The organism is Achromobacter aloeverae (assembly GCF_004121055.1).
In the GTDB taxonomy this organism is placed as follows: domain Bacteria; phylum Pseudomonadota; class Gammaproteobacteria; order Burkholderiales; family Burkholderiaceae_B; genus Bordetella_C; species Bordetella_C aloeverae.
This window is the reverse complement of sequence record NZ_PYAL01000001.1, coordinates 322,366-348,045: the sequence shown is the minus strand read 5'-3', so window position 1 is coordinate 348,045 and position 25,680 is coordinate 322,366. Positions and strand designations below refer to the sequence as shown.

Sequence of the window (25,680 nt, the reverse complement as noted above, 5' to 3'; positions counted from 1 at the left end):
AGGACCGCAATGGATCTGGAGCGGACATCCGCCAGAGGCTACTCCCGCCCGAAATGCGGCGACTCTCCGAAATGCTCGATCAGCAAGTCCGTCAGCACGCGTATCTTTCGTGCAGGATGCTGGCCAGGCGGGCGGATGACGTAAGCGCCAGCGGGTGGCGGCGGATAGCGGGTCATGATGGGCACGAGCGCGCCGGCAAGGACATGTTCGTGCGTGAGGCAATCGGGCAGGTACGCGACCCCGAGTCCAGCCGTTGCCGCGGAGATCAAGGCCGCGCCGTTGTCGGCCTTGAAGCGCCCTTGCGGATGCACCGTGATGATCTTGTCGCCATCCATGAACTGCCAGGTTTCAGTGCCCTGCATCAGGGCTTCATGCGCGACCAGCTGTTCTGGCGACTCGGGCGCGCCATGCGCCTCGATGTAGTCCGGACTGGCGACCAGCTTGCCGTGGATGGGGCCGACACACCTTGCGATCAAGTTGGAATCCTGAAGATACCCCACGCGTATGGCACAGTCGTAACCCTCCGCGATGAGGTCGACGAAGCGATCGCTATAGCAGGTCTGCACATGAAGCCGTGGATGGCGCCGCGCCAGCTCCGCCACCACGGGCGCGAAATGCGTCAGGCCGAATGACACGGGGACGGCCACTCGCAAACGGCCACGTATTTCGACAGCAGGCATGACCGTCTCCCGGGCCATGTCGATTTCGGCACAGGCTCTGGCCGCGTGGTCTCGAAAAATCGCCCCCGCTTCGGTAAGCGCCGCTCCGCGCGTGGTGCGCGCAAGCAACTGGACGCCAAGCTCCGATTCCAAGCGCAGCAACCGACGGCTGACGATGGACTTGGACACGCCCAGCCGAAGCGCGGCAGGCGACACGCCCCCCGCATCGGCGACCTCGATGAATGTCTGAAGTTCTTCGATATCCACGCGCATGACCCCGTTTCGCAACACGTTCGCCGGAGGATAGCACCGCCCAACAAGACCGGTGTGTCCGCCGGCGGCGTTCCTGATCGTGCGACACAGCTCGCCTTGGAACGGAACTACCGCAACAAAGTCGACGAAAACATAATGGTGGATCTGGGTGCCGTCGCGACTGGCGCACGCTTTCCAGAAGAACGATTTGCAACGTGACGCACAACGCGCAACGCAAATATCGCAAACCACAGCAAACCAGGGATCACTAATGACTTTTCGAAATGGCCTCGATTCGCTTCTACGTCCCGCGGATTCGTTACTCGTCCTGATCGACCACCAGCCCTATCAATTGACCAACCTGAACAGCCACGATCCCCATGCGGTCGTCAACAATTCCACGGCGTTGGCAAAGGCAGCAAAAGTCTTCGGCGTGCCCACGATATTGACCAGCGTGATCGCAGATCGTGGCGGCCGCATTTTTCCGCAGATCACCGAGCTATTCCCCGGGCAGGAAGTCATAGACCGCACGCTCATCAACACCTGGGAAGACAAGAAAGTGGTCGATGCGGCCAAATCCACGGGCCGCAAGCAGTTGATCATTGCCGGGCTGTGGACCGAGGTCTGCGTCGCCATGCCGGCGATCCAGGCCGCGGGCGAAGGGTGGGACGTGACCGTTGTCACCGATGCGTCGGGCGGCGTATCCGTCGAGTCGCACGAGGTCGCTCTCCAGCGCATGGCGGCCGCCGGCGTGAACCTGATGACGTGGATGGCAGTGACCGCCGAGTGGCAACGTGACTGGGCGCGCACCGGCACCGCCGCCGGGGTAACCGACATTCTCGTCCGACATGCGGCGGGTAGCGGCATCGCCTACCTGTGGGAACAGCAATTATTGAATACGCCGGTGCCCACGACAGCCGGCTGATTCGGCAAGGGATGACCTGGATGCGCAGCACATCGTGTTTGGTGCCGCGACGGGTCATCCCTTGCGGTCGTGCGGCAGGCTGGGGCAAGCTTTCATGAACGTTGCCTTCGTATAGGCAAGCCTGAAGCCGGCACGCTCCGTGTTTCGAGCACTGGCGTTCCGAGGCCGCGCCGTGATACTCGCCATCGTGCACCCGGCCTGCCGGGCCGCGGACAATCTCGCATGGATCAGCGCGCGCTGGACGCCACGGCCACGATAGGAGGGGTGCGTCCCTGCAATGTAGAGATGCGCGATCTTCCCCATGGCACTGGCGACAATGCTCATACCCGCCGTGCCCGCGGGCCGCCCGTCCAGCGTGGCGGCATAAAGCGTGGTATCGGTACGTGCCGCTGCAATGAGCGCGAGCGTTTCGAGTAACGCCCGCGGCCGCGACTGTGCTTGCGCCTCGAAGGCGGCTACCGAATGCGAAACAAAAATGCTTTCCACGACAGATCGATCAGCCACTATTTCGATCCCGGCCGGGGGAGGGGCCTCAAGGTCGTCTCCGAGCAGGTCGTGAACGTACGTATTACTGAAAGCGTTGACCACATAGCCACGCGCCGATAACACAGCGAGCGCGGATGGGTCTGCGTGCGGGCACAAGTCGACTTCGACATCGAGCGCTCTCGCGCTGTACCGAGCCTCGAGTTGCGAAATCGCTTCCTCACTTACGGTGACGCCCATGCCAAGGCCCGTAACGTGGTTCAGCTTACGCCCAAAGGTGCTATCGGTGAACGCCGCAATGCCGCCGCAAACGCTAAGCGCGCTAACGTCTTCACGTTTCGTTAAAGTGCGGAACGCTGCTACCTGCCGGCCCAAATGCGTGGCTTCGGTGAACTCCAGAGCGTGCGCTACTTCCAATCCCGTCAGAATCATGGGGTTGAGAATTCAAAGTGTGTAGTCGTGGAATTTACCCTGGCATCGGCTTGCGCCATCGACGACCGTCATCCAGACAACTTGGGATGTTCAAGGACGGGCCTCGGGCGACAGCGTTCGCGGATAGGCTTTTTGCCTATTCGATATTCGCCGCCTGTTCCCGCATCTGCTCGATCAACAGTTTCAAATCCATGGCGGCGCGGGTGACTTCGACATTGCCGGCCTTGGAGCCGAGGGTGTTGGCTTCACGGTTCATTTCCTGGAACAGGAAGTCCAGGCGCTTGCCGGCGCTGCCGGTGGCGCGCTTGCCGCTCTTGTCGTTCTTGTCGTTTTTGTCCTTCCCCGCCCTGGCGTCGTCGCCGGCGCCGAGGATGTGGTTCAGTTCGGCCAGGTGCGAACGCAGGCGGGCCAGTTCCTCGGCGACGTCGATGCGCAGGGCGAAGAGGGTGGCTTCCTGCGCCAGGCGTTCGCTCAGCTCTGCGCCACCGATATGGGTGAAGCCGCCGGGAAAGGCCGACTCCACGCTTTCGCGCAGCTTGGTGGCGAGCTTTTCGCGGTGGTCGGCCAGCAACTGCGGCAGCAGCCGCTCGACGTCCGCCACGATCTGCTCCATGCCCGCGGCGCACTCGCGCATGACCTCGGCCAGGCGCTGACCCTCCCGGGCGCGCGTATCCTGCAGTTGCGTCAGCGCCTGCCGGGCCGCTTCCATGCCGGCCGCGCCCCAGGCCTGGGGATCCATGGCGTCGTTGTTGCGCTGGCCGGGCCAGTTGTAGAGTTCGGCCAGCCGGGGCGGCGCGATTTCCGGCAGCACGCGGCGCGCGGCCTCGAGCTGCTCGGCCAGCGCCTGCAACCAGGCCGGGTCCAGGCGCGGCACGTCGGTATCGGCGTTACGCGTGTAGCTGACGCGGATCTCCACCTTGCCACGGCCCAGCTGGGTGGTGAGCAGTTCGCGCAAGGGCGATTCCAGGTGCCGCAGGTCGTCCGGCAGGCGGAAATGCAGATCGAGAAAACGGCTGTTGACGCTGCGGAATTCCAGCGCCACCGAACCTTGTTCGAGATCGGCGCGGGCGCTGCCGAAGGCGGTCATGCTACGTATCATGTCGGGTATCCAGGGATAGGTGCGGTCGCCCGCCGCCTTGCGGACGGGCGCATGGCCGCAGGATAACAGAGCGGAAAGCCTGGCCATTTACAATGCCGGCCTATCGACATGTCGACCTGGGCCTGGCCGAGCCGACACCTGGACCCCACCCCCCGATTCGACACCCCGACTTTAGCTAATGGAGCCAACTATGACCACTTCCGCCGCGCCGGGCGCGCGCCCCTCGGGCCGCGCCGTTGACGAGCTGCGCACCTTTTCCCTGGAACGCGGCTACACGCGCTATGCCGAAGGCTCCGTGCTGGTCAAGGCCGGCAATACCCATGTGCTGTGCACGGCCAGCGTGCTTGAAAAAGTGCCGCCTTTCCTCAAGGGCCAGGGCCAGGGCTGGGTGACCGCCGAATACGGCATGCTGCCGCGCGCCACGCACACCCGCGGCGATCGCGAGGCCGCGCGCGGCAAGCAGAGCGGCCGCACGCAGGAAATCCAGCGCCTCATCGGTCGCAGCCTGCGCGCGGTGGTGGACCTGACCCTGCTGGGCGAACGCACCCTGCACATCGATTGCGACGTGCTGCAGGCCGATGGCGGCACCCGCTGCGCCAGCATCACCGGCGCGTGGGTCGCCACGGCCGATGCGGTGGCCCTGCTGATGAAGCGCGGCGACCTGGCCGCCAGCCCCTTGCGCGACCACGTGGCGGCCGTTTCCGTGGGCATGGTCGACGGCCGTCCCGTCCTGGACCTGGACTATGCCGAGGACTCGGCTTGCGATGCCGACGTCAACGTGGTCATGACCGGCGCCGGCCGCTTCGTCGAAGTGCAGGGCACTGCTGAAGGCGTGACCTTCGATCGCGCCGAACTGGACGGCATGCTGGCCCTGGCGGAGAAGGGAATCGCGGGCCTGGTGCAGGCACAGAAGGCCGCCCTGGGCTGAGACGCCCGGCCGTCGCGCGCCTGAACGCGCGGCGGCAGACCGCCGGCGGCTCCATGGCATGGCGCATGGAACACCCCTGAACCGGGCGCCCGCCATGCGTTTGCGCAAGCGGATCACGCTGTGTCAAGGAATTGCCAAATATTGCCGGGATAATGTCCCGCGAGTCTTTCCTTCGAGAGACGTGGCAATGTTCCCCATGCAGAATCGCTTGCGCATCAATACGGCCCTGTCGGCCGCCCTGGTCTTGTTCGTCCTCCTCTTCGCCGTCGCCGGCGCCGGCGCCATCCTCATGCTGCGGGATACCCGCGCATGGGTCGAGACGCTGGGCCGCGATCATATCGAACGGTCGGGCGACCTGAACAACCTGGGCACCGCCGTATTCCAGGCGCGCGCCGCCCTGACCGACGCGAAGACCTATATGGAAGGCGGCCGCATGGAGGACCGCGACCGCGAAGTCGCGCAGGCCGAGAAGCTCCTGGACCAGGCGCGGCAGGCCTTTGCCAGGCTGCGCGACGCCCCTTATACCGACGCGGACAGCGCACCCCTCTACAAGGCGGTGCTCAAGACCTATACCGATTTGTCGGACGGTTGCCTGATGCCCATGATCAAGGCCATCCGCGGCTGGAACGGCATCGAGGTCAACCGCCTCAGCGACCAGGTCCTCGGCCCCGCGTCCACCGCCTTCGTGAAGGCCGAGGGCACGTTCCAGGCCTATGCCCGCCAACGCGGCGCCGAGGCCGTCGCCGCGGTTGCCGAGTCGCAGAACACGGCCATCTACGCCGCGCTGGCCATGGCGTTGGCGACGGTCGCACTGGCCATCGGCATCCGGATTTTCTTCCATCGCGCCATGCTCGATCCGCTGGGGCGCGCGGGCGAGCATTTCGACCGCATCGCCAATGGCGACCTGACCCAGTCCGTGCGTGCGGGCGGCAGCAATGAGATCGGCGTGCTCTATACCGCCATGCGCCGCATGCAGGACGGCTTGACGGGCGCCGTATCCAGCGTGCGTGGCGGCGTGGAAGCCATGCACGCCGGCGTGCACGACATCGCGCAAGCATGCTCCGATATGTCCGACCGCAGTGCCGGGCAGGCGGCCGCCTTGCAGGAAGCCGCGGCCAGCATGTCCGAACTGGCGGATACCGTGCACGTGACCTCCGAGAACGCGGCGCAGGCCAGCCAGCAGTCCGAGCAGGCGGCCGACCTGGCGCAGCGCGGCGGCGCCGCGGTGCAGGCCGTGGTCGACGCGATGCGCGACATCTCCACCAGCGCGCGGCGGATCGCCGAGATCGTCGGTGTGGTCGACGGGATCGCTTTCCAGACCAATATCCTGGCCCTGAACGCCGCCGTCGAGGCGGCGCGCGCGGGCGAGCAGGGACGCGGCTTCGCCGTGGTCGCCGGCGAGGTGCGGGGCCTGGCGCAACGCAGCAGCGTGGCCGCGCGGGAAATCCGCGACCTGATCCAGGAGTCGTCCGCGCGGGTGGATGCGGGCGTGCGCCAGGTCGGCGTGGCGGGCCAGACCGTGCGTGACATGCAGGAGGCCGCGCATCGCGTGTCCGGCATCGTGCGCGAGATTTCGGGCGCGGCCGCCGCGCAGGCGCAGGGTGTGCAGGTGGTCAACGAAGCCGTGGGCCGGATCGAATTGACGACCCAGGAAACCGCGGCGCTGGTGCAGGACACCGCCACCTCGGCCGCCGCGCTGCGCGCGCAGGCGGAGCAGTTGCGCGAGGCCGTGGCGGTATTCCGCATCGCCGAAGGGGAAGGGCGCGGCGCCGGCATCATGCTGGAGCCGGCACGGGATACGGAAACGGCCGAAAGCCCGAGGCAGGCGCGAGCGGGCACGGGTGTCGTCGCCGGCTTGGTTGCCGCGTAGGGGGAGAGCGCGGCGGCTTGGTCGCCGCTCAGGTGGCACGGGTCGTGGTCGCCGCTCGGGTGGCACGGCGGCTTGGTCGCCGCCTGGTGTGGCCCGCGGCCAGATCGGCGTTTGGAATGACAAGCGCGCGGCGCCGGGGCTCACCTGATAACGCTGCTGTACCGCTCCACCACCAGCGCCACGTTGCCGTGCTTGACCTTGTGCTTGACCTGCGCGGCCGCCGAGGCGATATCCTCCGGACGGATCCGGTCGTAGGACGCCGGCTCCACCCGCAAGGCCCCGATGCCCAGCGTGACGAAGGGAAAGAAGCGCATGACGCCGTGGCGGTCCTCGGCCTCGATGCCGCCTGACGCGCGGCCGGCATCGTCGTAGAGGTCGCGCGCGCGCAGGTCGAATTGCGCGATGATGCTTTCCAGCCGGCGATGCCAATCCGGGCTGCGCATCAGCACCACGAAGTCGTCGCCGCCGACGTGGCCGACGAAATCCCGCTGGGGATCGCAATGCTCGCGGATGATGTCCGCGCACAGCAGGATCATGTCGTCGCCGCGCCAATAACCATAGACGTCGTTGAACGGCTTGAAATTGTTCAGGTCGCAGTAGCCGGTGACGAACTCGGCGCCGCTTTCCAGCAGGGCGCCGATGTGCTGGCTGATGGGGATGTTGCCCGGCAGCGAGGTCAGCGGATTGGCGTAGCGCGCGGCCTCGATGCGCATTTCCGTGACCGAGCGCACCAGCGCCTCGCCCGTGCCCAGGCCGTCGTAGACGCCGTCGTGGATGATGATGAAGCCGTCGACCAGGTAGCGCTGGTCCTGCGAGATCAGCACATGGCTCAGCTGGTCGATGGAGGACTGCGCGTCCACCAGCACGGGTTCGCCGTTCATGAACGTGGAGCAGGGATCGCGGCCGAACAGTTCGCGCGTATAGCGCTGCGCGTAGCGGTCCGTGAAATCGCGGCGGTTGATGATGCCCACCGGCCGGTTGGCATCGTCGACCACGGCCACGGCATGCAGCGATTTGTGGTCCGCGAACAGCCGGTGCACGTCATCGTTCGTATGGCGCCCATGCGAGACGGCGGGCGCCTCCACCCGCAGCGCGGCGACGGTCGAGCTGGTGCCGCGCGTCGCGCCGACCCGTTGCGGGGCGCGCCGCGCCAGCATCTGGCGCACGTCGGTGGAAATGTCCTGCAGGGGATCGACCTGTGGCCGCCCAAGAAACCAGCCCTGGGCATAGCGCACGCCCAGGTCCCGCACGACGGCCAGGTCCTCGGCGTTTTCGATGCCCTCGGCCACGGTGGGCGTGCCGTAGCACTGCGCCACCGCCAGGACGGCGCGCACCAGCTTCTGCTTGCGTTCGTCGCCGCTGATGCCGTCGAAGAAATAACGGTCGATCTTGACCAGGTCCGGCTGGATCTCGGCCCACAGCTGCAGGCTGGAATGGCCCACGCCATAGTCGTCCAGCGCCAGGCGCAAGCCCTTGGCCCGCAGGCTGGCGAAGGCCTCGGACAAGGCGGCCATGTTGGCGTTGACCGGATCGTGTTCCGTCAATTCGATGACGATGCGGCCAGGTTCCAGGGCCAGGCCGTCGAGGATGCGCGACGCCATCTCGTCGCCCCACGTGGTCCAGAAATGAACGAGCGCGGACCCGGACATGTTGACGAAGATATAGCCCGACGTATCCGAGGCCTGGCTGTGGAAGGCCTGCAAGCCGGTGTGGGCGCTGGCCAGTTCCAGCTGCGGGTGTACCCCCTGGCGCCGCGCTTCCGAAAACAGGCGCTCCGGCATGTGGAGGGCCGTGTCGGCGGGGCCGCGTATCAGGCTTTCGTGGCCGTAGATGCGGCCATGGGTAATGTCGACGACCGGCTGGAAGTGGGCCGTCAGGCGTCGGTTGCGCAGAATATCGCCAACGGAAGCCGTCCCGGGGCGGGACGCTGAAGGGGACGCGGGAGGGGAGGAACCCGCGGCCGGATTAGGGCCGGGTCCGTCGGTGGGGGAAGAACCGGATACAAACATTCGGGCGATGCTTCGTTGCGCAATGGCGCTATGGTGTGCTGCAAATGTTTCGTTAACGTTTCAGAGTGTGAACGCGTTCGGTGTGTCTGCGCTCGGCGTGGAGGCGTACGCCGGGAATAGCCCGGGCGGGCGATACACTAGCAACACCTCGACAAAGCGGCCCCGCGAATGACATTTGTGCAGGCTGCCGGCAACACTCCCTGGTTACATTCATGACTGTCCTTTCCGCCACTGGCGCCACGCCAGCCCCTACGCCGACCGGCGGCTTCTCCGTGCCCACGCGCGTCGTCCTGGCTTCCGGCAACGCCGGCAAGCTGCGGGAGTTTTCCGCCCTGTTCGCGCCGCTGGGCATGGAATTGATCCCGCAGGGGCAATTGGGCGTGCCCGACGCGGAGGAGCCCTACGGCACTTTCCTGGAAAACGCCCTGACGAAGGCGCGGCATGCCAGCCGCTTGACCGGCTTGCCGGCCATCGCGGACGATTCCGGCCTGTGCGTCGATGCCCTGGGCGGCGCGCCCGGCGTGTATTCCGCGCGCTATGCCAGCCTGCATGGCGGGGAAAAGTCCGATGCCGCCAACAATGCCTTGCTGGTGCGCAATCTGGTCGGCCAGGCCAACCGCCGGGCCTGCTATATCGCCGTGCTGGTGATGGTGCGGTCGGAGCAGGATCCCCGTCCGCTGGTAGGCGAGGGCGTCTGGTGGGGCGAGATCGTCGACACGCCGCGCGGCGACCACGGATTCGGCTACGATCCTTATTTCTTTCTGCCGCCGCAAGGGCAGACCGCGGCCGAGCTGGACCCGGTCGAGAAAAACCGCCTGAGCCATCGCGCCCAGGCCCTGCGTCAATTGTTGGAGAAACTGCGGCCCGGCGCGGCCTGACTCTCCATCGCAACCCGCCGGCCCCCGGCGCGTTCCCGCCGGATCGAGACGTTCATGCCTATTTCCATTCCCATCCGCAGCGCCGGTGCGCCCGCGCCTGCCCGCAGGCCCGGCTTCCCGGGCTCGCCCGCGGGCAAGTCTTCCGGCCTGACCAGCCTGCCGCCGCTCTCCCTGTATGTACATGTGCCGTGGTGCGTGCGCAAATGCCCCTATTGCGACTTCAATTCGCACGCCGCGCCGGCGGGCGACATCCCGGAGCGCGCCTACCTGGATGCGCTGCGCAGCGACCTGGAGCAATCCTTGCCGCTGATCTGGGGGCGCCAGGTCAATACGGTATTCATCGGCGGCGGCACGCCCAGCCTGCTGTCGGCGGCCGGCCTGGACGAACTGCTGGCCATGCTGCGCGCCTGCCTGAACCTGTGGCCGGATGCCGAGATCACCATGGAGGCCAACCCGGGCACCGCCGAGGCGGGACGCTTCAAGGACTACGCGGCCAGCGGCGTCAATCGCCTGTCGCTGGGCGTGCAGAGCTTCGACGATGCGCAATTGCGGGCGCTGGGCCGCATCCATGACGCGGGGCAGGCCAGGGCCGCCATCGAGATGGCGCAACGCGCCTTTCCCCGGGTCAACCTGGACCTGATGTTCGCGCTGCCCGGGCAGACGCTGGCGGCCTGTCGGCAGGACGTGCGCGAGGCCATCGCCTTCGGCACGGAGCACCTGTCGCTGTACCACCTGACCATGGAGCCGAACACGGTCTTCGCCAAGTTCCCGCCGCAGCTTCCGGACGACGATACGTCGGCCGCCATGCAGGACGAGGTGGAGGCGTTGGCCGCCGCCGCGGGCCTGCAGCGCTATGAAGTGTCCGCCTATGCCCGCCCGGGCGCGCGCTGCCGCCACAACCTCAATTATTGGGAGTTCGGCGACTACCTGGGCATCGGCCCCGGCGCGCACGGCAAACTGTCATTTCCCGACCGTATCGTGCGCGAGGCCCGCGTGCGCGGGCCGGAGTCCTGGATGACGCGCGCCCTGGCGCGCGATGGCAGCCATGTCGCCGAATCGGTGGAAGTGGGGCCGGACGACCTGCCTTTCGAGTTCATGCTCAACGCCTTGCGGCTGAAGGACGGGGTCCCGGCCGCGTCTTTTTCCGAGCGCACCGGCCTGTCCCTCGCGGTCATCGCGCACCAATTGGAGGCAGCCACCGAACGGGGCCTGCTCGACCCGGACCCGACTCGCCTGCGGGCGACGCCCCGGGGCTGGGCTTTTCTGAACGATTTGCAGGAACTATTCCTGGGCTGATGCACCGTAATGGGGCATGATATGCACCAGCTTGAACACCATTTTGGTGCATGGTGCAAAACCATGCCTGCGGGATAGCCTGGAGCGTGCCACAGGGAAACTTGGCACGGATATTGCTTTTCCCCTTATGCCAGTCGAGTTGCAGCACTCGACCCTTTATCAAACGGAGATGACATGGCAAGCGAGAAAGAAGTCCTGAAACAGATTCAAGACCTGGAAGTCAAGTTCGTGGACTTCCGGTTCACCGATACCATCGGCCGTGAGCATCACGTGTCGGTGCCGGCCCATGTGGTTGACGAAGACAAGTTCGAAAGCGGCCACGCCTTCGACGGTTCCTCGATCCCGGGCTGGAAGGGTATCGAGGCTTCGGACATGCTGCTGATCCCGGACGCCGCGTCGGCCCGTATCGACCCGTTCATGGAAGAGACCACGCTGGTGCTGACCTGCGACGTCGTCGAACCCTCGGACATGAAGGGCTACGACCGTGATCCTCGCTCGCTGGCCAAGCGCGCCGAAGCGTACCTGAAGTCCTCCGGCCTGGGCGATACCGCCTTCTTCGGTCCGGAACCCGAATTCTTCGTGTTCGACGGCGTGACCTGGAATACGGACATGTCGGGCACCTTCGTCAAGATCAAGTCCGAAGAAGCTCCCTGGTCGACCGGCCTGGAATTCGAAGGCGGCAACCTGGGCCACCGTCCGCTGCTCAAGGGCGGCTATTTCCCCGTGCCGCCCGTCGACTCCTTCCAGGACATGCGCTCGGAAATGTGCCTGCTGCTCGAACAGCTGGGCGTGCCCGTCGAAGTGCACCACCATGAAGTGGCCGCGCCGGGCCAGCTGGAAATCGGCACCAAGTTCAGCACGCTGGTGCAGCGCGCCGACTGGAACCAGATCATGAAGTACGTGATCCACAACGTGGCCCATGCCTACGGCAAGACCGCCACTTTCATGCCCAAGCCCGTCGTCGGCGACAACGGTTCCGGCATGCACGTGCACCAGTCGATCTGGAAGGACGGCCAGAACCTGTTCGCGGGCAACGGCTACGCCGGCCTGTCGGAATTCGCGCTGTACTACATCGGCGGCATCATCAAGCACGCCCGCGCGCTGAACGCGATCACCAACCCCGGCACCAACTCGTACAAGCGCCTGGTCCCGCACTTCGAAGCCCCGGTCAAGCTGGCCTACTCGGCCCGCAACCGCTCGGCCTCGATCCGCATCCCCTACGTGGGCAACCCGAAGGGCCGCCGTATCGAAACCCGCTTCCCGGATCCCCTGGCCAACCCGTACCTGGCTTTCTCGGCGCTGATGATGGCCGGCCTGGACGGCGTGCAGAACAAGATCCACCCGGGCGACCCGGCCGACAAGAACCTGTACGACCTGCCGCCGGAAGAAGACGCCAAGATCCCGACCGTTTGCGCGTCGCTGGATCAGGCGCTGGAAGCCCTGGACAAGGACCGCGAGTTCCTGACCCGCGGTGGCGTGTTCAGCAACGACATGATCGATGCGTTCCTGGCGTTGAAGGAACAGGAAGTGCAGCGTCTGCGCATGACGACGCACCCTGTCGAATTCGACATGTACTACAGCCTGTAATCTCCTTGCTCTCCCGGTAAGGCAAGGGCGGCGAACCGCAAGCCGGTGCGCCCGCCCGCGCCCTGCCGGGCGCAAAAAACGATGAACGTAGACGCCTTCGAACTTCTCGCCACTGCCATCCTGCTGGTGGATCCGCAAGGCCACGTCGTATATGCCAATACCGCCGCGGAAGACTTGTTCAGCCGCTCGCGCAGGCAACTGACGGGGCAGCCGGCGGCGTCCCTGTTCGACGATCGCGAACAGTTGCAGTCGTCCATCGACCAGGGGCTCAAGGGCATCTTCGCCGATGCGCGCCAACTCTCTTCCTTGCGTCGCGGCGGCGAGTCGGTCACCGTGGTGGTCACCACGGTGTCGCTATCGGGGCAGCCATGGCCCGTGCTGGTCGAGGTGCGCGAGATCGAACAGCGTGTATTGGCCGATCGCAATCATCGTCTCATCGACGAAATCGAAACCCACAGGGAATTGCTGCGCAACCTGGCCCACGAGGTGAAGAATCCCCTGGGCGGCCTGCGCGGCGCGGCGCAGCTGCTGGAAGCGGAACTGCCCGATCCTTCGCTGGCCGAATATACCCAAGTCATTATTTCCGAGGCGGATCGCCTGCAGGCGCTGGTCGACAGGCTGATCGGGCCGCAGCGCGTGCCGCTGAACGCCAAGCCGGTCAACATCCACGAGGTGTGCGAGCGGGTAAGCGCGCTCATCCAGGCCGAATTCCGCGATGGCGTGACCATCGTGCGGGATTACGACGCCTCCATGCCCGACGTGCCCGGCGACGCGGCGCGCCTGATGCAGGCGGTGCTCAACGTGGCCCGCAACGCCGCCCAGGAGCTGGTCATCCAGGCGCCGGGCGATGACGTGCCGGCGCCGCAGATCACATTGCGCACGCGCGTGGCGCGGCGCGTCATGCTGGCCCATCGCCAGCACCGGATGGCCCTGGTGCTGTCCATCATCGACAACGGTCCCGGCGTGCCTGAGCAGATCCGCGACCGTATTTTCCATCCGCTCGTCACCGCCCGTCCCGGCGGCACGGGCCTGGGCCTGAGCCTGGCGCAGGACTTCGTGCAGCAGCATGGGGGCATAATCGAATTCGAATCACGTCCCAGGCATACGGAATTCCGCCTGGTGTTGCCGATGGAACCCGCATGAAACCCGTTTGGATCGTAGACGACGACCAGGCCATCCGCTGGGTGCTTGAGAAAGCGCTGGCGCGGGCCGGCGTGACCACGCGCAGTTTTTCGCAGGCGGCCGACGTGCTTGCCGCGCTGGAAAGCGAAACGCCCGCCACGCTGGTGTCGGATATCCGCATGCCCGGGGGCAATGGCCTGGACCTGCTGCGCAGGATCAAGGATAGCCATCCGTCGCTTCCGGTCATCGTGATGACCGCCTTCGCCGACCTGGACAGCACCGTGTCCGCCTTCCAGGGCGGCGCCTTCGACTACCTGGCCAAGCCCTTCGACGTCAATGAAGCCGTGGCGCTGATCCAGCGCGCCGTGCAGGAGAATGCCGACGCCGACCTGGTCCAGGCCGCGGCGCCTACGGAACCGGGCGCGGAGCGCTGGATGATGACGCAGTCGTCCTCCACCGCCATGCAGGAGATATTCCGCGCCATCGGCCGGTTGGCACAGTCCAAGGTGACGGTGCTGATCACTGGCGAGTCCGGCACCGGCAAGGAGCTGGTGGCGCGCGCCCTGCATGGGCATGGCGTGCGCGCCAGCGGTCCCTTCGTGGCGTTGAACGCCGCGGCCATCCCGCGCGACCTGCTGGAGGCCGAGCTCTTCGGCCACGAACGGGGCGCCTTCACGGGCGCCAACAACCTGCGGCGCGGGCGTTTCGAGGAGGCCAACGGCGGCACGCTGTTCCTGGACGAGATCGGCGACATGCCCATCGAGTTGCAGACCCGCCTGCTGCGGGTGCTGGCCGAGGGCAGTTTCTACCGGGTCGGCGGCGCTCAGCCGGTGCGCGTGGACGTGCGCATCGTGGCCGCGACGCACCAGCCGCTGGAGCAGCGCGTGGAGCAGGGGTTGTTCCGGGAGGACTTGTTCCACCGCCTGAACGTCATCCGCCTGCGCCTGCCGCCCTTGCGCGAACGCGTGGAGGATATTCCGGCCCTGGCCCAGCATTTCCTGACGGTGAGCGCGCGCGCGCTGGGCGTACCGGCCAAGCGGCTTACGCCCGAGGCGCTGGGCGTGCTGACCCGCTTCGACTTCCCCGGCAATGTGCGCCAGCTGGAAAATTTCTGCCACTGGCTGACGGTCATGGCGCCCGGCCAGACCATAGACCGGCAGGACTTGCCGCCGGAAATCCGCGCGATGGAGCAGCAGGGCGCCGGCGAGCCCGCCGCGCGCGCCGCCACGGCGGCGCCCGGTGCCGTGCCCGCGCCGCAGAGCTGGCAGGATTCGCTGCTGCGCGATGCGCAAAGCCGGCTGGACCGGGGCGAGCCGGCCATCATGGCGACGCTGACGCGCCAGTTCGAACGCATCCTGCTGCAGACCGCGCTGGACGCCAGCCGTGGACGGCGTGTCGAAGCGGCCTCGCGGCTGGGCATCGGCCGCAATACCATCACGCGCAAGCTGCGCGACCTGGGGATCGAGGACGAGTAGGCGAAGGCGCGCGTTCATTCGCGTGTCCATCCGCGTGTTTATCCACGCGTTTTCCCGCCTCTACCCCGGCACCGCCGCGCCCTCGGTCAGGCTCGCGCACAGCCGTTCCGATTCCAGCTTCTTCAGCCACCACTTCAGCGCCTGGCCCTGTACCGGGGCGCGCCATGCATAGAGCAGGCGCTCGCTGCCGAATTTCTGTTCCTGCGTGGTTTTCTCCACGAGCAAGCCTTGCGCCAGATAGACCCCGGCCAGCGCGCGCGGCACGTAGCCGCAGCCCAGGCCGCGGATCTGCGCGTCGATCTTGGCCTGCATGGTGGGCATGACGATGCGCTGCTGCTGGTCGAGCAGGTTGCGCGTGGCCGGTGGCAGGGCGCGCGCGGTGTCGGCCACGACGACGGCGCAATGCCGGGTGATGTCGGCCGGCGTCAGCGGATGTTCCACCCGCGCCAGGGGGTGGTGGGGCGCCACGCAGAAGGCGAAGCGGGCCTCGCCCAGGGGGCGCGATTCGTAGCGTCCCGGCGGCGCCGTGGAGGCGTCGGCGCCGATCACCAGGTCGGCGCGGCCGGCGGTCAACGCTTCCCAGGAGCCGCTCAGCACCTCGCTGGAAAAGCGCAGCTTGGTATCGCTGCCTAGCGACTGGAATTCCTCGATCAGGTCATAGATGGGGCTCCACGCGACGATGGATCCCACGGCGATGCGCAGTTCCAGTTCCCACCCCGTGGCAATGCGGCGCACCCGGCGCGCCAGGTCCTCCAGGGACTGCAGCACCACGCGCCCGTCCTCCAGCAGGGCGGTGCCCGCCGGCGTCAGCACGGCGCGGTGGCCGCTGCGGTCGAACAGCAGCACGTCCAGCTTGTCTTCCAGGCGGCGCACGGCGTAGGTGATGGCCGACGGCACCTTGTCCAGTTCGCGCGCGGCGCGGGCGAAGCTGCCCGTGCGGGCGATGGCGTCCAGCATCACCAGCAGTTCGGGGGTGATGGGCGGCCCGGTGGGCGTGTCGGCGGCAGTGGGAAGGGGGCGGGACATGGGGGGTACTCATTCAGATTTATTGAATGATGTCGTCAAAAAGGAACGGCGGCAAGGCCTTCTTTGGCGTCCACAATACGTTTCATGGCAGTTCAACAACGAACGAGTTGAAGCCACGAACGAATTCAACGGTTCGACCAACAGGAGTCATCGATATGCTTACCATCCGTCGCAGTGAAGAACGCGGTTACGCCGATCACGGTTGGCTCAAGAGCCATCACACGTTTTCCTTCGCCGATTACTACGACCGCAACCACATGGGCTTCGGCCCGCTGCGGGTGATCAATGACGACCATATCGGCGCCGGCCGCGGCTTCGGCACGCACGGCCACCGCGACATGGAGATCATCACCTACGTGCTGGAAGGCGCCGTCGCCCACAAGGACAGCATGGGCAACGGTTCGACCATCCGTCCGGGCGACGTGCAGAGAATGAGCGCCGGCCGCGGCGTGCTGCACTCGGAGTTCAATCCGCAGGTCGACCAGGGCACGCACCTGCTGCAGATCTGGATCGAGCCCGACGTCACGGGTATCGTGCCGGAATACGAGGAAAAGCGCTTCGATGAAGCGGACAAGCGCGGCCGCCTGCGCCTGGTGGCATCCCCGGACGGCGCCGACGGCTCGGTGCGTATCCACCAAGACGCGCGCCTGTATGTCGGCCTGTTCGACGGGGCGGAGCGGGGCGAGCTGGCCTTGGCCGACGGCCGCAGCGCCTGGGTCCATGTGGCGCGCGGCAGCGTGACGGTCAATGGCCAGGCGCTGAAGGCGGGCGACGCGCTGGCGGCGCGGGACGAAAGCCTGCTGGAAATCAGCCAGGGCGAGGGCGCCGAGGTGCTGGTGTTCGACCTGCCGTGACGTCGGCCGGCGCGGCCGCCGGGCATGGGCTTGCGGGCCCGGCGCCGGCGGTCCGGTCGCCGGCCGGCGCTGCCCATGCAAGCGGCCGGCCCCGCTGATCCCGGCGGCCCGTGCCGACGATCCAAGATTCAACGATACTTTCCTGCCGATTTCCCTGGAGCCACCCATGTCCACCCTGTCCCACGATCCGTCCTCCGCCATCGAAACCATCGTGGTGCCGCGCACCAGCGACCTGGGCGGCTTCGAAGTCCGCCGTGCGCTGCCGTCCATCCAGAAGCGGACCGTCGGTCCCTTCGTCTTCCTGGACCAGATGGGACCGGCGCTATTGGCGGCGGGGCACGGCATCGACGTTCGCCCGCATCCGCATATCGGCCTGTCCACGGTCACCTACCTTTACGAAGGCGCCATCGTCCACCGTGACGGCGCGGGCCATGTGCAGACCATCCTGCCGGGCGAGGTGAACTGGATGACGGCGGGGCGCGGCATCGTGCACTCCGAGCGCTCGCCAACGGAAAGCCGCGCGGGAGCCCAGCGTCTTGCCGGCCTGCAAACCTGGGTGGCGCTGCCGCGCGACCAGGAGGAAACCGATCCCGGCTTCATCCACTATGGCCGCGGCGAGCAGGCCGAGGCCGAAGGCGAAGGCGTGAGGGCGCAGGTCATTGCCGGATCGCTGTTCGGCCAGACCTCGTCCGTGCGGACCCTGTCGCCGCTGTTCTTCGGCGACGTGCGCATGCAGGCGGGGGCGCGGGTGCAACTGCCCGCCGAGTACGAGGAGCGAGCCGCCTATATCACCGAGGGCGCGGTGGAGATCGAGGGGCAGGTGCACGAGGCCGGCCGGCTGGTCGTCTTCGCGCCGGGCCGCCCGGTGGAATTGCGGGCGCGGGGCGAGACGCGTGTCGCCCTGCTGGGGGGCGAGCCGCTGGACGGCCCGCGCCATGTGTGGTGGAACTTCGTGTCGAGCAGCGCGGACCGTATCGCGCAGGCGCGCGAGGACTGGATGCGTGATCGCTTCGCGCAGACCGTGCCCGGCGACGAAACGGAATTCATCCCGGCGCCGGAACTGAAGCGGACTTGAGCCGAGGCCCGCGTCGCGGTTTTTTCCATGACGCGGCCGCCTTCCCGATATGATGCCGTCAGCCCGCGCCTGTACCAGGCCGGCATCGCAGAATATCGAGGAGACAACCATGATCTTGCCGGTCCGGCGTCCATACGCCGTCTTCCGGGCGCGCACGGCATCCCGCGCGGCCGCATCCACCGTATCCGCCACGTTCGCGCGCGGCGCCGTCCTCGGCGCGGCGGCCGTCGCGCTTGCCGCCGGCATCGCCGCGGCGGGAACGGCCCAGGCGGCCGGGTTTCCCACGCGGCCCATCACCTTCATCGTTCCGTACACGCCGGGCGGCACCACCGACATCGTGGCCCGCACGGTCAGCCAGAAGCTGGGAGAGAAATTCGGCCAGACGGTCATCGTGGAAAACCGTCCCGGCGCGGGCGGCAACATCGGCATGGAGGCGGTGGCGAGGGCGGCGCCCGACGGCTACACCATCGGCTTCGGCGCCATTTCGACCAACGCGCTCAATCCCTTCGTCTATCCGTCCATGCCCTTCGATCCCACCAAGGCGTTCACCGGCATCAGCATGCTGGGCACGTCGGCGGTCGTGATCGAAGTCGGTCCGCAAGTGCCCGTCAAGGACATCGCGGGCCTGGTCGACTATGCCAAGAAGCATCCGGGACAGGGCTACGGCACGCCCGGCACCGGCACGTCCATGCACCTGGCCGGCGTCATGTTCGACCAATTGACCGGCGCGGGGCTGCAACACGTGCCGTACAAGGGCAGCGCACAAGCCATCAACGACCTGTTGGGCGGGCATATCGGCATCCTGTTCGATAACCTGCCGGCATCGCTGCCCCATATCCAGGCGGGGAAGATCCATGCGCTGGCGGTCACCGGGAATGAACGGTCCAGCGTCCTGCCCGACGTGCCGACGCTCAAGGAGCTGGGCTACGCCGGCGCGGTGGTGGACCCCTGGTTTGCCGTCTATGGGCCGGCGGGCCTGCCGGACGATGTCACCCAGGCCTTGAGCGAGGCCTTCCGCTGGGCCCTGGCGCTGCCGGACGTCAAGGAGAAACTGCGCCTGGCCGGGTTCAACCCCTATGGGTCGACCCCGCGCGAAGTCGACACGCTGAGCCGCACGGAGTACGAGCGCTTCAAGGCGCTGTCGGCGAAGGTGTCCTTGAAGGCGCAATAGCGGGGGAGTGCCGCCGCGCTGCCTACACGGGCGGCGCCCCGGCCTGGCTTCCGCGCGCGTAGGCGGCGGCGCGCCGTTCCGCCAGCGCTTCGCGCCGGATGAAAGCGGCGACGCCGGCATCGGCTGGATGATGGCGCAGGTGGTAGGGCGTGTCCCACTGCGCCAGCGTGCCGTCGCGCAAGACGCCGATGCGGTCGGCGATGGCGAAGGCCTCGGCCTGGTCATGGGTGACCAGCAGGGCGGTATGGCCGCTTTCCTGGAGGAGGTCGCGCAGTTCGAACGCCAGGCGTTCGCGCGTATCCGCGTCCAGATTGGAAAAGGGCTCGTCCAGCAGCAGCAGCTCGGGCGAGGGCGCGAGCGCGCGCGCCAATGCCACCCGCTGCTGCTGTCCGCCCGACAATTCGTGCGGATAGCTGCCGGCCATCGCTTCCAGGCCGACCAGCGCCAGCATGTCGCGCACGCGTTCGCGCTGGCGTGGCCTGGGCAGCCGGCGCAGGCCGAAGGCGACATTGCCGGCGACGTCCAGGTGCGGAAAGAGCGCGTGGTCCTGGAACATCATGCCGACGCGGCGAGCCTGGGGTTCGACGCTGGCTGTCGGGCTCGATATCTCGGCGCCGTCCAGCCGGATCCGCCCGCGGCGCAGCGGTTCGAAACCGGCGATGGCGCGCAGCACCGACGTCTTGCCGCAGCCGGACGGCCCCAGCAGGCAGCCGATGTGGCCACGTTCCAGCGTCAGGCTCAGCGCGTCGACCACCACGCGGGGGCCTGGTTCGGTGTCGTAGGCCAGCTGTATCTGGTCGAGTTCAAGCAGGGCGGTCATGGTGGTGAACGGGGTGCGAAGACAAGCGCTTGGGGCCCGGCGCCGGCGCCGGCGGGGGCGAGGACAAGCGCGGCCCGGCCTGCGCGCGGGCCAGGAGGATGACGGGCAGCAAGCCGGCGGCGACGATGCCCAACGCGGCGATCGCGCCTTCTTCATAGGTGCCGCGGGCCGCCTCGGCATACAGCCAGGTGGCCAGCGTATCGAAATTCATCGGCCGCAGCAGCAGCGTGGCGGGCAGTTCCTTCATCGCATCGACGAAGACCAGCAGCGCCGCGGTCGCCAGCGCCGGTCGCAGCAGGGGCAGGTGCACGCGCCGCAACACGCCGCCCGCGCTTTCGCCCAGCAGGCGCGCGGCCTGCTCCAGGGACGGCGGAATGCGCGCCAGGCCCGCTTCGATGCTGCCGGCGGCGATCGCCAGGAAGCGGATGACGTAGGCGATGACCAGCGCGGTCATGGATCCCATGAGTATCTGTCCGGTGCTCAGGCCAAGGTAGTCCAGGGCGTCATCGAACAGCGTCAGCGGCGTCAGCAGGCCGATGGCCAGCACGGTGCCGGGAATGGCATAGCCCAGGCTGGCGGCGCGCGGGCCCCAGGCAAGCGCGCCGCCCCGTGCGCTTTCGCGGACGCGGCGGGCGGCCCAGGCGACCACCAGGCCGCAGGCCAGGGTTGCCAGGGTCGCCGCCGCCGCGACGCCGACGGTGTTGCGGGCCGCCGACCATAGCTGGGTGGAGACGCCGCCCGCCAGATGCAGGCGTTTCTGGGTTTCCCACAAGAGATACAGAACCGGCGCGACGAAGCCCAGCAGCACGGGCGTGGCGCCCAGGCCGCAGGCGAGCCAGGCGCGCGCCCCATGCAGCCGCCGCGGCTGCATGGGGCGCGGCCGCTGGGTGGCGGCGTAGCGTTGGCGGCGCCGGCCGCGCCGTTCCAGCAGGATCAGGACCAGCACGCCGGCCAGCATGGCCAGGGCGATTTGCGCGGCCCCCGCCAGGTCCGACCGCGTGACCCATGTGGTGTAGACCGAGACCGTAAGCGTCTGGACGCCGAGGAATTCCGACGCGCCGATATCGTTGAGCGTTTCCAGCAGCGCCAGGCTGACGCCCACGGCCAGCGCCGGTCGCGCCATCGGCAGCGCCACGCGCCAGAACACGCCCCAGCCGCCGGCGCCCAGCGTGCGGGCGGCTTCCAGCACATTGGCGGCCTGGGTCATGAACAGCGCGCGCGTGCTCAGGTAGACATAGGGATACAGCGCGCAGCCCAGCACGAAAATCGCGCCCGGCAGCGAACGCAGGTCGGGCAGGCGGAACTGGCGTGGACTGTCGTAGCCGAGCAGGGCGCGCAGCGCGCCTTGGACGGGACCGATGGGGTGCAGCAGGTCGAGGTAGGCGTAGGCCAGGATGTAGCTGGGCATGGCCAGGGGCAGCAGCAGCGCCCAGGACAGCAGGCGGCGCCCACGGAAATCGTAGGCGCTGACCAGCCAGGCGCAGCCCACGCCCAGGAACGCCGTCAGTGCGCCGACGCCCGCCAGCAGCGCGCCGGTATTCAGCGCGGCTTGCGGCAGGACATGGCGGCCCAGGTGGGCCCAGTGCGCGGTGTCGCCGCTCAGGGCCCAGCCGGCCAGCGCCGCGAGCGGCGCGCATACCAGCAGCGCGACCAGCGCCGCCGCCCAGGACCAGGGCATGGATTACACCGGATCGCGCGGGTTATTGGTCGAAGCCGACCTTGTCGACCAGTTCGCTGGCCTGCTTGCGATAGCGCGCGATATCGGCCACCGACAGCGTGTCGACGTTGAGCGGGCCGAAGGACGCGACCACCGGGTCGAGCTGCACGCCGGCGCGCACGGGATATTCGTAGTTGGCCTGGGCATAGAGCGCCTGGGCAGGGGCCGACACCAGGTATTCCAGCAGCTTGACCGCCGCTTCCTTGTGCGGGGCATGGCGGGCCACGGCGGCGCCGGTGATATTGACGTGCGTGCCATTGCCCTGGAGGAAGGTGGGCCGGATGACCTTGATGGCGTCGCCCCACTTGCGCGCGTCGCTGCCTGCTTCGGCGTTCTTCATGTGGCCCGCGTAGTAGGCGTTGGCCAGGCCGATATCGCAGATGCCGCCGAGGATGTCGCGCGCGACGTCGCGGTCGCCGCCGGTTGCCTTGCGGGCCAGGTTGGCCTTGACGCCGCGCAGCCATTTTTCCGTGGCGGCGGCGCCGTCATGGGCGATCATCGCGGCCACCAGGCCGGTGTTGTACGGGTGCTGGCCCGAGCGTATGCAGACCTTGCCCTTCCATTTCGGATCGGCGAGATCTTCGTAGCGGAAGGTGTTCAGCGGCAGGTCCTTGGCGGCGTAGAGCACGCGGTCGCGCAGCGACAGCGCATACCAGCTGCCGCCGGCGCCGCGCAGGTTCACCGGCACGACGGCCTCGATGGCGGCCGACGGCGCGGGCTGCGTCGCGCCACCGTCGACCAGGTCCATCAGGTTTCCGACGTCCACCGTCATCAACAGGTCGGCGGGAGACTTTTCGCCCTCGGCCTTGACGCGCTCCAGCAGGCCGTCCTTGACGAACACCGTGTTGACCTTGACGCCGCTTTCCTTCGTGTAGGCGTCCAGCAGCGGCTGGATCAGCTTGGGTTCGCGGGTAGTGTAGAGGGTGACTTCCTCGGCGGCGTGGGCGGGCCAGGCAGTAGCCAGGGCCAGGGCGGCGAACAGCGGGGCGAGACGGGGCAGGGCGGGGGACATCGGGATCTCCTGGCGAGCGAGCATCGGGCAACAGGCCGCGCGGGGGCAGCCGGGTCGAGAATCCTGTAACGAAAACGATTCTCAAAAACAGAAGGCCGCAAGATAGCAGGAAGTGTCCTGTTGTTCAACTGGTTGTAAGAAAGTGTCGGCGATCGTCCGCAGCGGGCGGGGCAGAAAGAAGCGTTTGCAGGAACGTCCGCGCGCGCTACTCCGTCCCCTTTGGCATAAGCACATGCCGAATGCATCTAAGCAAAAGGCCCCAATGAGAACGTTTATCATCAAAAAGCGCTAAAATCGGGATTCCTTCAATGGCTCGGCGCGTCTTTTGTGCGCGGGCCGGCGGCGACGGCTCCAAGGAGTTGCCGCGACGCATCTTCTTATCCGATATGGCAGCCTTCAATACCGAGCGCGTCTTGAGCGTGCACCACTGGAACGACACCCTCTTTTCCTTCAAGACCACCCGCGATGCGGCGCTGCGCTTCCACAACGGTCATTTCGTCATGATCGGCCTGGAAGTGGAGGGCAAGCCCTTGCTGCGCGCTTACAGCATCGCCAGCGCCAACTACGAAGAGAACCTCGAGTTCCTCAGCATCAAGGTGCCGGATGGTCCGCTGACGTCGCGCCTGCAGCACCTGAAGGAAGGTGACACCATCCTGGTCAGCCGCAAGCCCGTGGGTACGCTGGTGGTCGACGACCTGAAGCCGGGCAAGCACCTGTACCTGTTCGGCACGGGCACCGGCCTGGCGCCCTTCATGAGCATCATCAAGGACCCGGACGTCTACGAACGCTTCGAGAAGGTGGTGCTGGTGCATGGCGTGCGCTGGGTCAGCGAACTGGCCTATGCCGACTACATCCAGAACGAATTGCCCGCCAATGAGTTCTTCGGCGACATGGTCAACGGCAAGCTGGTCTATTACCCGACGGTCACGCGCGAACCTTTCCGCAACCAGGGCCGCATCACGCAACTGGTGGAGAACGGCAAGCTGTTCGAGGACATCGGCCTGCCGCCCCTGAACCCGGAGGTCGACCGCGCCATGATCTGCGGCAGCCCGCACATGCTGGCCGACATCAGCGCCATGCTGGACAAGCGCGGCTTCGTCGTGTCCGCGGGCGTGGGCCAGCCGGGCGATTACGTCGTGGAACGGGCGTTCGTCGAGAAGTAATCCGGCGCGAGCAGTGCGGCTCGAATAGTCCGGCCCCAGCAATCCGGCGCGTCCCTTTTAAATTACGGCGGCCTCATGGTCCATGACCGGCCATGAGGCGCGCCGTGCTCAGCGCACTTACTCCGGCTCGATGCCCGCCTGCTTGATGATATCCGCCCACTTCTTCGATTCGGCCTTCTGGAACGCGGCCAGTTCGGCGGGCGTGGACGTTTCCGGCACCGTGCCGGTCAGCTTGTAGAACTGCTGGGCGGCCTGGCCCTTGGTGGCCTGGGCCAGCAGGTCGTGCAGCTTCTGGACCACGGCCGGCGGGGTATTCGCTGGCGCGTAGGCCGCGAACCAATAACCCATTTCGTAGCCCGGCACGCCAGCCTCGGCGATGGTCGGCACCTCCGGCGCCAAGGGCGAGCGCTTCAAGGTGGTCACGCCCAGGGCGCGCAGCTTGCCGGATTGCACCTGGGGCAGGCCCGTGGCGGTATCCGTGATCATCATGGTGATCTGGCCGCCCAGCAGGTCCGTGACGGCCAGCGGATTGCTCTTGTAGGGGACATGCAGCAGCTTGACGCCGGTCATCTGCTGCAGCAGTTCGCCCGCGATGCGGCTGCTGGAGCTGCCGCTGCCGAAGCTCAGCTTGCCGGGATTCTTGCGCGCGTCGTTCAGGAAGTCCTGTACGTTCTTGTAGGGCGCGTCCGGCCGCACCACCATGATCTGCGCCCCCTTGCCCAGCAGCGTCAACGGCGCGTAATCCTTGACGGGGTCGTACTGCAGCTGCTTGTACAGATGCTCGTTGGCGGCATGCGTGGTGTTGGTGGTGATAAGCACGGTGTAGCCGTCCGGCGCCGCTCGCGCCACCGCCTGCGCGCCTATCATGGCACTGGCGCCCGGCTTGTTCTCGATGATGACCGTCTGGCCGCTTTCCTGGGTCACCCCCTGGGCAATGGCGCGGCCGATCTGGTCGGTGGCGCTGCCGGGCGCGAACGGCACCACGAAGGTGATGGGGTGGTTGGGAAAGTCGGCGGCTTGCGCCGCCGGCGCCAGGGCAGTGCCGGCAAGCAGTAGCCCCAATACGCAGGACGCGGTGAGTCGCATGGTTGTCTCCAGTTGTGATTGTGCGTTGTGGGAGCACTATAGGCAGGGACGGGGCGATTCGTGAAATCGAAAAACAGGATGAATTCATCAATAAAGCCGATGTCGACCATGCCGGAACCGTCACGGCGGGCAACTCTCGGCGGGCAACTCTTTTTCCCCCTGCTGTTACCACTAGGCCAGCCGCCCGCTGGCCCTTCCGGTCTTTCGCGTGCAACTATTGATGATTAAACTTCGATAGACTAAGGATTAAATCCCAGTAGGATCAAATCCCTCAAGGATCAAATCCCTTAACGCCTTTCGCCTTTCAAGGATTCCGTCATGAGCAAGCAGATCATCCACACCCAGGCCGCGCCCGCCGCCGTGGGGCCTTACTCCCAGGCGGTTGCCGTGAATGGCGGCAAGACGGTCTACCTGTCGGGCCAGATCGGCCTGGAGCCGCATACCGGCGAAATGGTCTCCGAGAACTTCGAGGCCCAGGTGCGCCAGGCCTTCGAGAACATGCAGGCCGTCATCAAGGAGGCGGGGGGCACGCTGGACAATATCGTCAAGCTCACCCTGTTCCTGACGGACCTGGGCAAGTTCGCCGCGGCCAATGCCATCATGGCCGAGATCATTCCGCAGCCGTTCCCGGCCCGTTCCACGGTGGGCGTCGCCAGCCTGCCCAAGGGCGCCCAGTTCGAGGTCGAGGCCATCCTGGTCATCTAGGACCCCGCATCGATATTTCCACGCGCGCGGCCCGGC

21 protein-coding genes and 2 pseudogenes are annotated in these 25,680 nt (G+C 67.0%); 13 read left to right on the top strand and 10 right to left on the bottom strand.

What is annotated here, in order from left to right:
• Positions 1-38 precede the first annotated feature (38 nt).
• Together C7R54_RS01535 and C7R54_RS29105 are read right to left on the bottom strand one after the other, a co-directional pair.
• Entirely contained in the window at positions 39-680 is a 642-nt protein-coding gene (locus C7R54_RS01535; protein ID WP_240039397.1) for a substrate binding domain-containing protein, read from the bottom strand.
• Between the two features lie 123 nt (positions 681-803).
• Positions 804-932 (bottom strand): annotated as a pseudogene (locus tag C7R54_RS29105) (helix-turn-helix domain-containing protein); the annotation flags it as partial.
• Between the two features lie 250 nt (positions 933-1,182).
• Here C7R54_RS29105 and C7R54_RS01530 point away from each other — a divergent pair.
• Entirely contained in the window at positions 1,183-1,836 is a 654-nt protein-coding gene (locus C7R54_RS01530) for a hydrolase (protein WP_129148430.1), read from the top strand.
• Positions 1,837-1,890: 54 nt separating this feature from the next.
• Here the strand turns inward: C7R54_RS01530 and C7R54_RS01525 are convergent, their stop codons facing one another.
• Both C7R54_RS01525 and C7R54_RS01520 read right to left on the bottom strand, forming a co-directional pair.
• Complete coding sequence (locus C7R54_RS01525) at positions 1,891-2,751, bottom strand: GNAT family N-acetyltransferase (RefSeq protein ID WP_129148429.1); 861 nt, start codon at positions 2,749-2,751, stop codon at positions 1,891-1,893.
• A gap of 136 nt (positions 2,752-2,887) precedes the next feature.
• A complete protein-coding gene (locus C7R54_RS01520; protein WP_129148428.1) occupies positions 2,888-3,850 on the bottom strand; it encodes a YicC family protein in 963 nt (320 codons plus the stop codon).
• Between the two features lie 190 nt (positions 3,851-4,040).
• Between C7R54_RS01520 and rph the strand changes: the two genes are divergently transcribed.
• Together rph and C7R54_RS01510 are read left to right on the top strand one after the other, a co-directional pair.
• Positions 4,041-4,778 carry a ribonuclease PH gene (rph, locus tag C7R54_RS01515; RefSeq protein WP_129148427.1) on the top strand — a complete coding sequence of 246 codons (738 nt, stop codon included), beginning with the start codon at positions 4,041-4,043 and terminating at the stop codon, positions 4,776-4,778.
• Between the two features lie 196 nt (positions 4,779-4,974).
• A complete protein-coding gene (locus C7R54_RS01510) occupies positions 4,975-6,648 on the top strand; it encodes a methyl-accepting chemotaxis protein (protein ID WP_192903569.1) in 1,674 nt (557 codons plus the stop codon).
• 140 nt (positions 6,649-6,788) lie between these two features.
• Here the strand turns inward: C7R54_RS01510 and C7R54_RS01505 are convergent, their stop codons facing one another.
• Positions 6,789-8,657 carry an EAL domain-containing protein gene (locus tag C7R54_RS01505; RefSeq protein ID WP_129148425.1) on the bottom strand — a complete coding sequence of 623 codons (1,869 nt, stop codon included), beginning with the start codon at positions 8,655-8,657 and terminating at the stop codon, positions 6,789-6,791.
• Between the two features lie 212 nt (positions 8,658-8,869).
• On the opposite strand from C7R54_RS01505, the gene rdgB reads away from it, so the two are divergent.
• The 5 genes from rdgB (at position 8,870) to ntrC (ending at position 15,015) form a co-directional block, all read left to right on the top strand.
• A complete protein-coding gene (gene rdgB, locus C7R54_RS01500) occupies positions 8,870-9,535 on the top strand; it encodes an RdgB/HAM1 family non-canonical purine NTP pyrophosphatase (protein ID WP_129148424.1) in 666 nt (221 codons plus the stop codon).
• A 54-nt stretch (positions 9,536-9,589) separates the two neighbouring features.
• Positions 9,590-10,831 carry a radical SAM family heme chaperone HemW gene (gene hemW / locus C7R54_RS01495; protein ID WP_129148423.1) on the top strand — a complete coding sequence of 414 codons (1,242 nt, stop codon included), beginning with the start codon at positions 9,590-9,592 and terminating at the stop codon, positions 10,829-10,831.
• A gap of 174 nt (positions 10,832-11,005) precedes the next feature.
• Complete coding sequence (gene glnA / locus C7R54_RS01490) at positions 11,006-12,418, top strand: type I glutamate--ammonia ligase (protein ID WP_129148422.1); 1,413 nt, start codon at positions 11,006-11,008, stop codon at positions 12,416-12,418.
• Between the two features lie 81 nt (positions 12,419-12,499).
• A complete protein-coding gene (glnL, locus tag C7R54_RS01485) occupies positions 12,500-13,561 on the top strand; it encodes a nitrogen regulation protein NR(II) (RefSeq protein WP_129148421.1) in 1,062 nt (353 codons plus the stop codon).
• Positions 13,558-15,015 carry a nitrogen regulation protein NR(I) gene (ntrC, locus tag C7R54_RS01480; RefSeq protein WP_129148420.1) on the top strand — a complete coding sequence of 486 codons (1,458 nt, stop codon included), beginning with the start codon at positions 13,558-13,560 and terminating at the stop codon, positions 15,013-15,015. Before glnL ends, ntrC begins: the two co-directional genes overlap by 4 nt.
• Before the next feature lie 60 nt (positions 15,016-15,075).
• Here the strand turns inward: ntrC and C7R54_RS01475 are convergent, their stop codons facing one another.
• Positions 15,076-16,041, bottom strand: coding sequence for a LysR family transcriptional regulator (locus C7R54_RS01475; protein WP_129148419.1), 966 nt, complete (start codon positions 16,039-16,041; stop codon positions 15,076-15,078).
• 155 nt (positions 16,042-16,196) lie between these two features.
• Here C7R54_RS01475 and C7R54_RS01470 point away from each other — a divergent pair, with 155 nt between their 5' ends.
• From C7R54_RS01470 to C7R54_RS01460, 3 genes are all read left to right on the top strand, one after another.
• The gene (locus tag C7R54_RS01470) at positions 16,197-16,895 is read left to right on the top strand and encodes a pirin family protein (RefSeq protein WP_129148418.1); all 699 of its coding nucleotides are present in this window, start codon (positions 16,197-16,199) and stop codon (positions 16,893-16,895) included.
• A gap of 166 nt (positions 16,896-17,061) precedes the next feature.
• On the top strand, positions 17,062-17,970 hold the full coding sequence (locus C7R54_RS01465) for a pirin family protein (protein WP_129148417.1): 909 nt from the start codon (positions 17,062-17,064) through the stop codon (positions 17,968-17,970).
• A 109-nt stretch (positions 17,971-18,079) separates the two neighbouring features.
• A complete protein-coding gene (locus C7R54_RS01460; protein WP_129148416.1) occupies positions 18,080-19,141 on the top strand; it encodes a Bug family tripartite tricarboxylate transporter substrate binding protein in 1,062 nt (353 codons plus the stop codon).
• Positions 19,142-19,163: 22 nt separating this feature from the next.
• On the opposite strand, the gene C7R54_RS01455 is transcribed toward C7R54_RS01460, so the two are convergent.
• The 3 genes and pseudogenes from C7R54_RS01455 to C7R54_RS01445 form a co-directional block, all read right to left on the bottom strand.
• The gene (locus tag C7R54_RS01455) at positions 19,164-19,961 is read right to left on the bottom strand and encodes an ABC transporter ATP-binding protein (protein WP_129148415.1); all 798 of its coding nucleotides are present in this window, start codon (positions 19,959-19,961) and stop codon (positions 19,164-19,166) included.
• 85 nt (positions 19,962-20,046) lie between these two features.
• A pseudogene (locus tag C7R54_RS01450) lies at positions 20,047-21,639 on the bottom strand (ABC transporter permease); the annotation flags it as partial.
• A 22-nt stretch (positions 21,640-21,661) separates the two neighbouring features.
• The gene (locus C7R54_RS01445; RefSeq protein WP_129148413.1) at positions 21,662-22,690 is read right to left on the bottom strand and encodes a Fe(3+) ABC transporter substrate-binding protein; all 1,029 of its coding nucleotides are present in this window, start codon (positions 22,688-22,690) and stop codon (positions 21,662-21,664) included.
• 386 nt (positions 22,691-23,076) lie between these two features.
• Between C7R54_RS01445 and C7R54_RS01440 the strand changes: the two genes are divergently transcribed.
• Positions 23,077-23,853: a ferredoxin--NADP reductase gene (locus C7R54_RS01440; protein WP_129148412.1), complete on the top strand. Its 777-nt coding sequence runs from the start codon at positions 23,077-23,079 to the stop codon at positions 23,851-23,853.
• Between the two features lie 117 nt (positions 23,854-23,970).
• Here the strand turns inward: C7R54_RS01440 and C7R54_RS01435 are convergent, their stop codons facing one another.
• Complete coding sequence (locus C7R54_RS01435; RefSeq protein WP_129148411.1) at positions 23,971-24,939, bottom strand: Bug family tripartite tricarboxylate transporter substrate binding protein; 969 nt, start codon at positions 24,937-24,939, stop codon at positions 23,971-23,973.
• Between the two features lie 318 nt (positions 24,940-25,257).
• Between C7R54_RS01435 and C7R54_RS01430 the strand changes: the two genes are divergently transcribed.
• Positions 25,258-25,644 (top strand): Rid family detoxifying hydrolase, encoded by a 387-nt coding sequence (locus C7R54_RS01430; protein ID WP_129148410.1) that lies wholly within the window; start codon positions 25,258-25,260, stop codon positions 25,642-25,644.
• The last annotated feature ends 36 nt before the right edge of the window (positions 25,645-25,680 follow it).